Source organism: Flavobacterium gelidilacus DSM 15343, assembly GCF_000422685.1.
Lineage (GTDB): Bacteria > Bacteroidota > Bacteroidia > Flavobacteriales > Flavobacteriaceae > Flavobacterium > Flavobacterium gelidilacus.
The window spans coordinates 1-11,379 of record NZ_AUGN01000023.1 but is presented as its reverse complement, the minus strand read 5'-3'; the positions used below and the strand labels follow the sequence as shown (position 1 = coordinate 11,379).

The 11,379-nt window shown below is 26.6% G+C and carries 11 protein-coding genes; 10 read left to right on the top strand and 1 reads right to left on the bottom strand.

Translation table 11 applies throughout. The features are described from left to right. The first annotated feature begins 334 nt into the window (after nucleotides 1–334). Nucleotides 335–1,198 (top strand): hypothetical protein, encoded by an 864-nt coding sequence (locus tag G507_RS0109105; RefSeq protein ID WP_026717201.1) that lies wholly within the window; start codon nucleotides 335–337, stop codon nucleotides 1,196–1,198. 129 nt (nucleotides 1,199–1,327) lie between these two features. Here G507_RS0109105 and G507_RS0109100 read toward each other — a convergent pair whose 3' ends face one another. Further along, nucleotides 1,328–1,567 (bottom strand): hypothetical protein, encoded by a 240-nt coding sequence (locus G507_RS0109100; RefSeq protein ID WP_026717200.1) that lies wholly within the window; start codon nucleotides 1,565–1,567, stop codon nucleotides 1,328–1,330. A gap of 431 nt (nucleotides 1,568–1,998) precedes the next feature. Between G507_RS0109100 and G507_RS0109095 the strand changes: the two genes are divergently transcribed. The 9 genes from G507_RS0109095 (at nucleotide 1,999) to G507_RS0109055 (ending at nucleotide 11,243) form a co-directional block, all read left to right on the top strand. Further along, nucleotides 1,999–2,232 carry a hypothetical protein gene (locus G507_RS0109095; RefSeq protein ID WP_026717199.1) on the top strand — a complete coding sequence of 78 codons (234 nt, stop codon included), beginning with the start codon at nucleotides 1,999–2,001 and terminating at the stop codon, nucleotides 2,230–2,232. Between the two features lie 89 nt (nucleotides 2,233–2,321). Then, complete coding sequence (locus G507_RS17345) at nucleotides 2,322–3,128, top strand: GLPGLI family protein (protein WP_051191569.1); 807 nt, start codon at nucleotides 2,322–2,324, stop codon at nucleotides 3,126–3,128. A 62-nt stretch (nucleotides 3,129–3,190) separates the two neighbouring features. Beyond that, nucleotides 3,191–5,857 carry a TonB-dependent receptor gene (locus G507_RS0109085; RefSeq protein ID WP_026717198.1) on the top strand — a complete coding sequence of 889 codons (2,667 nt, stop codon included), beginning with the start codon at nucleotides 3,191–3,193 and terminating at the stop codon, nucleotides 5,855–5,857. A gap of 51 nt (nucleotides 5,858–5,908) precedes the next feature. Continuing rightward, a complete protein-coding gene (locus G507_RS0109080; RefSeq protein ID WP_026717197.1) occupies nucleotides 5,909–6,628 on the top strand; it encodes a hypothetical protein in 720 nt (239 codons plus the stop codon). A 522-nt stretch (nucleotides 6,629–7,150) separates the two neighbouring features. Next, nucleotides 7,151–7,648: a hypothetical protein gene (locus tag G507_RS0109075; protein ID WP_026717196.1), complete on the top strand. Its 498-nt coding sequence runs from the start codon at nucleotides 7,151–7,153 to the stop codon at nucleotides 7,646–7,648. Continuing rightward, entirely contained in the window at nucleotides 7,641–7,784 is a 144-nt protein-coding gene (locus tag G507_RS17655) for a hypothetical protein (RefSeq protein WP_157496550.1), read from the top strand. Before G507_RS0109075 ends, G507_RS17655 begins: the two co-directional genes overlap by 8 nt. A gap of 219 nt (nucleotides 7,785–8,003) precedes the next feature. Further along, entirely contained in the window at nucleotides 8,004–8,675 is a 672-nt protein-coding gene (locus tag G507_RS0109065) for a hypothetical protein (protein ID WP_026717195.1), read from the top strand. A gap of 166 nt (nucleotides 8,676–8,841) precedes the next feature. Further along, nucleotides 8,842–9,675, top strand: a complete 834-nt coding sequence (locus tag G507_RS17340) for a toll/interleukin-1 receptor domain-containing protein (RefSeq protein WP_051191566.1) — start codon at nucleotides 8,842–8,844, stop codon at nucleotides 9,673–9,675. Between the two features lie 158 nt (nucleotides 9,676–9,833). Then, nucleotides 9,834–11,243: a DUF4932 domain-containing protein gene (locus tag G507_RS0109055; RefSeq protein ID WP_026717194.1), complete on the top strand. Its 1,410-nt coding sequence runs from the start codon at nucleotides 9,834–9,836 to the stop codon at nucleotides 11,241–11,243. The last annotated feature ends 136 nt before the right edge of the window (nucleotides 11,244–11,379 follow it).

The window sequence follows — 11,379 nt, the reverse complement described above, 5'->3', positions numbered from 1 at the left end:
TGAAAATCATTTAATCATCAAAATCATTTTAAAAACAAAAAAACTGAACTTTGTCGAAAAGTTTGTGTGAATTTCTTTGTGGAAAATCTTTGTGTTGATTCTTTAAATTCAAAATACATAAATTCATTCTGAATTGACGCAATTTGAATTAAAGTTATTACGAAACCACAACAACGGTTTTATTCAATTTTGCAGGTTTGGTCTTTTTCTATTTTGGAAAGTTTTTAAATCAAAAATTTGTTTATATTTGTTAAGGCTTGTTTATCAATCAGCAAAACTGAAATAAAGCCGCGAACCGTTAGTAGCCATTATCACTCACCACAATCTATAAAACATGAAATTTAAACGCGGAAAATGGTTAATTGATTCTCGAAGTTTAATTGAATTCAGAAAGGAAGGTTTATTACCGAAGCTTCATGTTCATGAAAAATTTGAAAAACCTTTAAAATATATTGTTTGGACAATTGGAATAGTAGGTTTTATAACCATATTTCTTTCTATCGAAAATTATTTTATAAGCGTAAGTATTGGTTTATTCTTATTTTTACTTTCATTCATATTTGACAGAGCGATTGTAAAATATTCTAGTATGGTAGTACAACTGCCTCCTGATTTTGAAATCGATTATTCAGAATGGAAAAATGTTATGACAGTTTCTGATCCTGATTATGTAAAGAATGTCAATTTTGTTGGCTTGATTTATAAAAATCTTGAATATGGCGAAAAATTCTTTAACTATTTAAAAACATGGAATACTGATAAATCTAATGATAGTGAGGGAAATATAATTTTTTCAATTGTTGAAGAGCCGAATGGATCGTACACTTTTTACTTGTATGCAAATCCTGGGCGAAAAAGATTAAAAGAATTACATGATGCAGTCGAATTAGAAAATTTTAAAAATAAATCAAAAAAAGATAAAGTTCATGAGCAATTAGTAATGGAAATGTCTTTTTGGCGTAATACTAAGTATGCCAATGATAAGCTTATGAGGGATTTTCTAAAAAACCAACCACGAGATGTGCCATTTATGCTTGTGCCTACTCAAAAAACAGAACAAGGTTACGCAATTGGTCTAGAAAGTCAAATTATCCTAAGCGGTTATCGATATAATAAAAGAAATGAGCTAAAAGATTATGACCGTGAAACACAATTATCAGAAATGGAAAAACGTTGGGAGAAAAATGAAAAAAAATAACGGCTACTAACAGCGGTTTTGCGAGATTGCGAAATAAGTGCAAAATTCAAGTTTATCTTTCGCAAGAAATATTATCTTAGCAGAAAAATCTCGGTTCCGAAGTTCGCAACCTCGCAAAGCCACGAGACGTTATGCGTCAGCTTGGTTGGAACGTGTATCTAAATACGTTTTGAAATCTGAATAATGTTCCTTTATAGTTTTGCTTTCTAATTTATTATTTGGCATTTCTATAAGCATTCCGGAAAAAGCAATTGTCAATAAATCACTTTGTTTTTTTTGTTTATCAAAAAGTTTTTGAATTTCATAGTTAGCTTTTTCACTTGTTCCAAATTGATGGTGTATTTTTTGTAATTCGTCTTGAATATTCATATATTTTAGTTTTTATAATTAATAATTACGTTTAAAAAGCCGAACGCATAACAGCGGTTTTATTCAATTGCGAGTTTTGTAGTTAAATCACGTTCACGTTTCGCATTACGTTTAGTGTTGGCAGAAAAATACAGTTCCGTAGTTCGCAACTGAAATAAAGCCACAGGACGTTGCAAGAAACCGTTGAAAAACATGACGTTATAATAAAATTATAAAGAAAATTAAATAAATTAATCTTAAGGTAAAACCAACTTATTGGTTAGTAAAAAAAATAAAAAAAAAGATTAATTATTGATAATAAAGTTTAGTTTTGTTATAATAAAAAAACATTGTTAAAATAAAAGGTTTTAAACATAGGCAGTTTTATTTAATAATTTAAAGTTGAAGTTTTGTGATTACTGCCCACAAAATGAAGACAAAACAACAAAAAAATGAAAAAAGTATTTTTTGGCTTAATTGCCGTAGCGTTTATTTCTTTGAGTTCATTTACATCAGTAAACTCAAATGAAGATGTTTTGCACAATTGTAGATACAGAGTTTACAATGCAAACACAGGTCAAACTTTAGGTTATGTTAACATTAACGACATGCCTGATAATGTAGGATGTGGTAGTCAAGTAGCATTAAATGCTGCACTTGCAAGTTGGCAAGCTATGAATCCATAAATAAATACTATAAAAAGTTAATGGGTAGCAATAATATTAGATTATTATACTACCCATTATTAATTATTTAACTTCAAACACTAATTTTTATGAATTCAAAATTTTTATTTTTTCTAATTATATTTTCAACTTTTTCATTTTCTCAAAACTCCAAAAACAATTTATTAAAAGTTGAATACAATGAATATCGAATTTTTACTCCTAAAATAATAAATATTGATTTAGGTTCTTTGATAGTTTCTAATGACTTTTCTTATTATGGATCTTCTATCGTAAAAAAAGAAAAAAAAGGAGATTCAAAAGATTCTGAATCGTTTGGTGTTACTAATATAGAAGATAAATTATCTGAAATAATAATTAATCGCAAAACAAATATTCTCACAGAAAGATTAGATGAGAATATTTTTTTGAAGAAAAAATATGCTGTAAATGAAAATTTACCTAAAATGGAATGGAAGTTAACCAAAGAGCAAAAAAAAATTAATACATATTTATGTAAAAAGGCTACAACCGTTTTTAGAGGTAGAACTTATGAAGTATGGTATACAGAAAAAATTCCAATTTCATTAGGTCCATGGAAATTTAATGGTCTACCAGGTCTAATATTATCAGCAGAAGATAAAGAAGGCATTTATAAATGGGAAGCAAAAACTATCTCTTATCCATATACTAAAACTAAGATAGATATTAATTCATTAATCAAAGAAAATTCCAAATACAAAAAAGTAACTTTTAAAGAATTTGACAAACTTCGTACAGATGCTATAAAAGATAAAATTCAAATTGTAAAAGCAAGAAATTCAAACCGTAATGATTTAAATGTTGGTTTTGAATATTCTACAGACCAAGAAAAAGAACCAACTAATGAATGGAGAACTCAAACATACTTTAAATAATTCATTTTAACTCAAAAACTATTAATTTTAAATATAAAGTTTTAAATTATTAAAATTACTAAATGATTAAAATAATAACCCTTTTAGCTTTTATGTTTTTTCCTTTTTTTATTTCATATTCTCAAACTAATATAACTGGTAATATAAATTTTGAAAACAATAATGAAAGCAATCAAATTCTTACAACTATTCTTTTAAAATCTGGTGATGAGACAATAGAATACAGTTTTTCAGATTATGAAAACAAATATTTAATAAAAACAGAACAAAGAGGAACATTTACTATTGAATTCAGTTCATTAAACTATGAAACTGTAATTAAATCCATTAAAATTTTAGATAGCGATAAATTAATCAAGTTAGATATTGATTTAAAGTATATGCCAATTAAATTGGAAGAAGTTATTCTTGAATCCTCACGTCCAATACTCATTAAAAAAGATACCATTGTTTTCGATGCTAAATCTTTTTTGCAAGGTAATGAGCAAGTAGTAGAAGATTTACTAAAAAAAATCCCAAACCTTAATATTGACGAAAATGGAACAATAAAAATTGGTACTCAAGAAATTGAAAAAGTAATGATAGATGGTGATGATATGTTTGAAAAAGGATATAAAATATTAACTAAAAATATGCCTGTAAATCCAATTGATAAGATTGAACTCTTACAAAATTATTCAAACAATAAACATTTAAAAGGCATAGAAAACAGTAATAAAGTAGCCTTAAATTTAACATTAAATGAAGATGCAAAAAGGGTTTGGTTTGGCAATATGCAATTAGGTTATGGTTTGTTTTCAGAAAACCGTTACGAAGTAAAAAGTAACTTGATGAATTTTGGTAAAAAAAATAAACATTATTTTTTAACAAATTTAAACAATATAGGTTATGATGCTGTTGGTGATATCAACCAACTTATTAGACCTTTTCGATACGATGAGGCAGGTAGTTTAGGTGATAATCAAACGGTAAATACTTTGTTAGGATTAAGTTCAGATTTACCAAATTTAAAACAAAAAAGGGTTAATTTTAATAACGCAGAAATACTTTCTTTGAATAGCATCTTTACGCTTTCAAATAGAATTAAACTTAAAACTTTGGCTTTTTTAAATACTGATGAAAATGATTTTTTTAAAAATAGTTTACAAAAATTTTCTGTTGGTAGTAACAATTTTCAAAATATAGAAAATTTTGTAGGTAAAAAAAAGCAAATAACAGGCTTTGGTAAAATTGACTTAACATACGATATTTCAAAAAATAAAACATTTGAATATTCAGGAAAATTTAACAAAACCAATCAAAAAAACAGAAGTAATTTACTTTTCAATAATGAATTATTAAATGAAAAATTAACGAGTAATAATAAACTATTTGACCAAAAACTAATCTTTACTAATAAGTACAAAGAAAACAAAGTATTTATATTTTCAAGCAGATATATAAACGAAAAGACACCACAAAATTATTCTGTAAATCAATTTAATCTAAATGATTTATTTTCAGATAACGCAAATAATACTAAACAATTTAGTCAAAATCAAATGCAATTTGGTGGTCTTGAAGCTCATGTATTAGATAAGAAAAAAAACGATGACTTGTTAGAAATAAAAATAGGAAATCAAATAAGAATTGATTATTTAAAAACACGATTTGAGTTACTAAATAACGAAAACACTATTTCTTTACCAATTAATTATCAAAACAATCTAACATATTTAACAAACGACTTATATTTTTCTGCTAAATATCGTTTCAAATTTGGGAACTATTCATTATTAACGCAATCTGATTTTCATCAGTTATTTAATCAAATAGACGAGTATAGTACTAAAAAAAATCAAAATCCATTTATAATAATTCCAAAAGTAGGTTTAGATTGGAAAATAAATGAGAAAAATAAAATTCTAATATCATATTCATATAACACAACAAATGCAGGTGTTTTAGACATATATTCAGGTTTTGTGCAAACTGGTTTTCGTTCTTTTTCCAAAGGATTAGAAGAATTTAATCAACTAATTTCATCATCTGCTATTTTTAATTATACTTACGGCAGTTGGGGTGACAAATTTTTTGCAAACACATTTATTTTATATTCAAAAAATAATGACTTCTATAGTACTAATTCTATAATTTCTCAAAATTTTGCGCAATCTGAAAAATTAATTATTAAAGACAGAGAGTTTTTATCAATATCTTCAAATATTGATAGATATTTTAAATCAATTAAATCAAATTTAAAAATTAATTTAAGTGCTACTAAAACTAATTTTAAAAATATAGTAAATAATTCAAATTTAAGAGAGATAAATAATTTAAACTTAAATTATGGTTTTGAATTACGCTCAAGTTATAAAGGTTTTTTTAATTATCATATTGGTTCAAAGTGGAATGATAATCAAGTAAAAACAATTGTTGAGAATTCTTTTACAGATAATATGAGTTTTCTTGATTTATCATTTATATTCAGTAAAAAATTTAATATACAATTGCAGTCTGAACGCTACTTTTTTGGCAATTTAGACAAAGACAACAACACATATTATTTTTTAGATTTAGAAACACGTTATGTTGTTATGGAAAATAAATTAACTTTTCTCCTTTCTGGAAATAACCTTTTCAACACAGAAACTTTTAATAATTATAGTGTTTCAGACATCTACATCTCTAAAACAGAATATAGATTACAACCAAGATATTTTTTATTAAAAATAGAGTATCGTTTTTAATTTATTAATTTTTATACATTTGTAAATAATAACAAATTAAATTTTTAAATTATGGCTTCAACAACAGAAACAGGTCACAATAAAAATGTGGCAAATTTTAGCACCGCTTATCAAGTATTAGAAGAAATGGGTTCTTTATACAATCCTTCAAACGTTAAAATACAATTGGTAAATCTCAACCCAATACGAACTTCTTTACAATCTGTAATTACAGAACTCAACAACAAAAAACCAATTTATAAGAATGCAGTTTCGGCTCGTGAAATTGCTATTTTGCCATTAGGTAAACTAATGACAAAATCATCAAACTATTCAAAATCTATAGATATTTCTTCTACTGACAAAGAAAATATAACCAATTTAGCAAAAAAAATACGTGGTGACCAAAAGCCAAGAAGCGTAAACCCAGAAACGACAGAAAATGAATGGGTTTCTACCTCACAAATGAGTTATGACAGCCGAATTGCTAATTTAGAAACATATACAAATCAATTAGCTTCACACTCACAATACGAACCAAATGAAACAGAAATACAAATTGTAAGTTTTCAAACATTGCATACAAATCTTGTTGCTTTAAGTACAGCAGTAAATTCAGCAGGTAACGCTTTAATAACCGCACGCAAAAACCGTAACAATGTTTTGTATAGCAACGAAACAAATGTTATACAATTAATTAAAGACATTAAAGCATATTTAAAATCTTTAGGAGAAGCTGGCAAACCATATTATAACGCAATCGTAAAATTACAATTCAAAGACAATAAATAAAAAAGAAGTATTACAAAAGGGCTATCGTCCTTTTGTAATACTCTTTCTACTTTTAACAATAAGATACTAACAAATAAAAAAAAAATAGAAAGAAACTAATTATTAATCCGCAACTTCTATTATTAAACCAATAATTTATATTATTTAATACGTAAAACCTAATATTGAATAGATAAGTCATAATACTAAATACGCAATGTCTATTATTAAATCCGTAATATGTATTATTGAATAGATAGAACCTATTTTTAAATACGCAAAACATAATAACGAATAAACAAAACCTATTATTACATCCGTAACTTGTAATATTGTATAGTAATTTTATAATGGTTAATAGAAAAATAACAAATACTAAAAGAAAAAAGGCTTCTTGCAACATCGGTTTTGCAAGATTGCGGTTTCGGTGCTTAATTCAAAGTTTTATACTATCTTTGAGGTCAGTAATTAATCGAAAATTTCGGCTTATTTAGTCCACAACCTCGCAAAGCCAAGAAACGTTGTGCAACATAAAAAAACAGAATGACGAATAAAATTTGGTATGAAATGATAGACAAAAAGTATGGAGAAATTTACTTGACTAAATATCTTTCAGTTCAGCGTACTTTAAAAAAATCATTTGCCATAATGACTCTTGTAATTTCTGTAAGCGGTGTTTTAGGATGGAAATATTTTGAAAATTATACTTGGTTAGCTTTTATTTTAATTTCAATAATGCAATTAGTTCTTCTAATTGAAAATCAATTAATTCGTTCTGATAAAGAAATTGAAGAAATTAGCGATTTAAGACTAATGTACACTAGATATTTTAATAAGCTAGAAAGATTATGGACTGAACTTCACTATAAAAAAATTAATGAAGAAACGGCAATTGATAGGTATTTTAAATTAAGAAAATCTGATTGGGAAAAAATAGAAGAATTAGATTGTAAACTTGATATAAAAAGATATAAAAGACTAATGAATATTACAGAAATAGAAACAAATCAATACATTAATAAATATCATAATTATGAGTAACGATAAAAACGGACAAAACCCAAAAAGTCAACCAAGTGGAAAAGCAAACAATGTTCCAGGAAATGGTGAAATTACAATAAAAGGAAGTGTTCCAAATATGAAAAATCCACCACCACCACCGAAAAGTAAAGATTAATAAATTTTATTAAAATAATTAGGGTTTAAAATGCGTCAGTATTTGCAAAATACGTCGCACAACAACGGTTAGCAAAAACGGCTTAGGCTTGGTTTTTCCTTCGGAAAAACCTCTATGATTCGTAATTTTGTTCTATATTTGTTGTGGTCAGTGATTAATTCAAACCGCTTTCGCTAGCCGCAACCCGTTAGGCACAAGCCGAAAAAAAATCGTAAAAATATGGCAATTTGGCAATATCAATTAAATATAATTCCTAAAAAATCTATAATTGAAAAGTATGGTGAATTACCTGAAAAACTTTTTATTGACTTTGATGGTTGGGAAAATTACTGGAAAAACAGAACTTCTGGTGATGGATTCCCAGAACCTAAATTTGAAGATGCTAAAACAATAAAATGGTGGTTAAAAACAAATCTTAATATTGAAAAAATTGCCAAACAATTTGATTTATATGTTAAACGAGGAGATTGGAGCGATGATGATTCGGGTTTTATAGGTTGGAAAGGTAATTCTGAATTAAATGAAGATAATGATGCACATATTTCATACAATAAAGAAACTAAAATTATTTCAGAATTTCAATTTAGAACTGATTTGCGAACTAAAGAAAACTTAGATAAGTTTCTGCGAGGTATTTTAAAAATATGTGCAGATAATGAATTAATGGTTTTTAATACAAAAGGTTATTTATTTGAGCCAGATTTTCAAATAATTATCGCGGATTTAAAAAAATCAAATGCAGCAGCTTTCTTAACTGATCCTGTAAAGTTTTTAGATAAATTAGCTGAAAAGAATAATGAAGCAAACCTTAAAGAGAAAGCAAGCTTGGAAAAACAAATTAATTTAAAAGAAGATAGTTTTTGGTTTAAAATTAAAAGTCTTTTCAAATAAAAAATACCTGTGCCTAACAACGGTTTTATTCAATTTTGCAAGCTTGGTCATTTTCTATTTTGGAATTTTTTTAATCTAAAATTTGTCTATATTTGTTAAGGCTTGGTTATCAATCAGCAAAACTGAAATAAAGCCGCGAACCGTTATAGGCCATTTATACCGAAATATGAAAACATCAAGAAAAATTGAACTATTAAATAGACTTTTAGAAAAATCAAAAGATATTACTAACGAAAGTGCTAACGACTCTGAATTCAAAAGTTGGAAAAATTTGGTTGAAAGAACTTTTATAAAATTATTTGATACTGAATCAATAGAAGTAAAACAACTTAATAATCTAAAATTTTCATATAATGGTATGCAAGTATCGGGAATTGATTATCGACCAAGTCATCTTGAGTATTACCGTCGAAGTTTTAGCACAGTTATAAAATCAATTATGAATTATATTGAAGAATTTAAAGACGACGTTGAAGAAGAAATTGAAATTAATCAAAATCCAGATTCTTTAATTAGTAAAGTATTTATTAGTCATTCATCGCTAGATAAAAATATTGTCGAAGAACTAATTGACATTTTAGAGACAATAGGTTTAAATAGCACACAAATTTTTTGTTCATCTTTCGAAGGATACGGCATTAATTTTGGAGAGGATTTTTTAGACCGAATAAAAGAAGAATTGAATAGCGAGGTTTTAGTACTGTTTCTTCTCTCTAATAATTTTTATTCGAGTCCAATTAGTTTATGCGAAATGGGTGCAACGTGGATGAAAACAAACCAACACATTCCAATATTAATTCCTCCGATGGATTTTAAAGATATTAAAGGTGTCATTCCATTAACGCAAGGGTTCAAAATTAATAATCCACAGTCATTAAGCCATTTTAAAAGTCAAATCGAAGAAATTTTCAATTTGCAGAAAAGTTCGAATAATTCTACTTGGGAAAGAAAGCGTGATAGAATATTAAATAGAATTGATAAACATTTAAACGGCCTATAACAGCGGTTTTGCGAGATTGCGAATTATGTGGTAAATTCACGTTTATCTTTCGCAAGAAATTCTATCTTAGCAGAAAAATCTCGGTTCCGAAGTTCGCAACCTCGCAAAGCCACGAGACGTTGTGCGTCAGTTTCGCGGAACGCAGAAAAAAACTACAAATGAAGAAGATAATATTACTGCTTTTTTTACTAATTGTAACAATTTCATTTTCACAAGAAAATCAAATTATAGAAAAACCAAAAGTTGATGAAAGAATTGAACTTTTGAGTATTGTTTTCAGACTTGCAGAAGCAAAAGAATACAATTCTAAAGCTTTCAAAATTTACACAGATAAAATTGAAAATCATTTTGGAAAATATAAAAATCACGAACTAATTGAATTTATAAAAAAAATTCGTGAAGAAGATGGTGTTGGTTTTAATGCAACTATGAATATGGCTATTCATCTTGGTTCTGCGCCAAATTTTAAACCACTAGTTAAATTTTCAAATTCAATTCCAGAAGAACGTTGGAAGAAGAAAAATTCGCTAAAATTTATTAAGCTTTTAAGAAAATTCTATGCAGATTCTGAATGTGAAAAATTCTTTAAAGAAAATTCAGAACTTTATAGAAAAACAAGTTCTGACTTTCTTCCAATTTATAATGAACTTGATTTAAACTGGTATAAATCATTTTACGGAAAAGAACCAAATGAAAAATTCATTATCGTTAATGCTTTAGGAAATGGAACAGGAAATTATGGTCCTGATATACAATTTAAAAACGGAAAACGTGAAGTTTATGCAATAATTGGAACTTGGAAAGTTGATAGTTTAGGTTTTGCTAAATTTGACAAAGAAATATATTTCTCAACTTTATTACACGAATTTAATCATAGCTTTATTAATTATCTAACTGAAATTCATAAAACTGAACTTGAAAAAAGCGGAAAGGAAATATTTGAAGTTGTAGAAGAACAAATGAATAAACAATCTTATGGTAAATGGGAAATAATGATAAATGAATCTCTAGTTAGAGCTTCTGTTATCAAATATATGAAAGATCATAATTTTGAGAAAAATGAAATCGAAGAAGAAACTCAAGAGCAATTAAACAGAGGGTTTTTATGGATTAATGAGTTAGTAATTGAATTAGAAAATTATGAAAATAATCGTGATAAATATTCGACTTTAGAAAATTATATGCCAAACCTGATTTTAGCTTTTGAAAAATATGCAAAAGAAATTAAAACTTTTGAAAAAAAGTTTGATGAAAAAAGACCAAAAGTTAAATCAATAGCAGAATTTGTAAATAATGAACAAGAAGTTAATAATGAAATAAAAACAATTTCGATAAATTTCGACAGAACTCTTTATGGAAAAGGTTATTCAATAAACTATAGTAAAGAAGGTAAAGAATATTTTCCAAAAATAGTGAAAGTAAATTATTCAGAAGATAAAAAAACCATAATTCTTGATGTAGAATTGGAGAGTAATAAAGAATATAAATTAATTATTTCGGGTAAATCAATTAAGTCAATTGAGAAAATACCGATGAAAGATTATCAAATAAACTTTAAGACTAAATAAAAAAACCGAACGCACAACAACGGTTTTATTCAATTTTGCAGGTTTGGTTTTTTTCTATTTTGGAATTTTTTTAATCTAAAATTTGTCTATATTTGTTAAGGCTTGGTTATCAATCAGCAAAACTGAAATAAAGCCG

Excerpts from the sequence above, each read along its gene's own strand:
- G507_RS0109105 (WP_026717201.1), top strand. The coding sequence starts at position 335 with ATGAAATTTAAACGCGGAAAATGGTTAATTGATTCTCGAAGTTTAATT.
- G507_RS0109100 (WP_026717200.1), bottom strand. The coding sequence starts at position 1,567 with ATGAATATTCAAGACGAATTACAAAAAATACACCATCAATTTGGAACA.
- G507_RS0109095 (WP_026717199.1), top strand. The coding sequence starts at position 1,999 with ATGAAAAAAGTATTTTTTGGCTTAATTGCCGTAGCGTTTATTTCTTTG.
- G507_RS17345 (WP_051191569.1), top strand. The coding sequence starts at position 2,322 with ATGAATTCAAAATTTTTATTTTTTCTAATTATATTTTCAACTTTTTCA.
- G507_RS0109085 (WP_026717198.1), top strand. The coding sequence starts at position 3,191 with ATGATTAAAATAATAACCCTTTTAGCTTTTATGTTTTTTCCTTTTTTT.
- G507_RS0109080 (WP_026717197.1), top strand. The coding sequence starts at position 5,909 with ATGGCTTCAACAACAGAAACAGGTCACAATAAAAATGTGGCAAATTTT.
- G507_RS0109075 (WP_026717196.1), top strand. The coding sequence starts at position 7,151 with ATGACGAATAAAATTTGGTATGAAATGATAGACAAAAAGTATGGAGAA.
- G507_RS17655 (WP_157496550.1), top strand. The coding sequence starts at position 7,641 with ATGAGTAACGATAAAAACGGACAAAACCCAAAAAGTCAACCAAGTGGA.
- G507_RS0109065 (WP_026717195.1), top strand. The coding sequence starts at position 8,004 with ATGGCAATTTGGCAATATCAATTAAATATAATTCCTAAAAAATCTATA.
- G507_RS17340 (WP_051191566.1), top strand. The coding sequence starts at position 8,842 with ATGAAAACATCAAGAAAAATTGAACTATTAAATAGACTTTTAGAAAAA.
- G507_RS0109055 (WP_026717194.1), top strand. The coding sequence starts at position 9,834 with ATGAAGAAGATAATATTACTGCTTTTTTTACTAATTGTAACAATTTCA.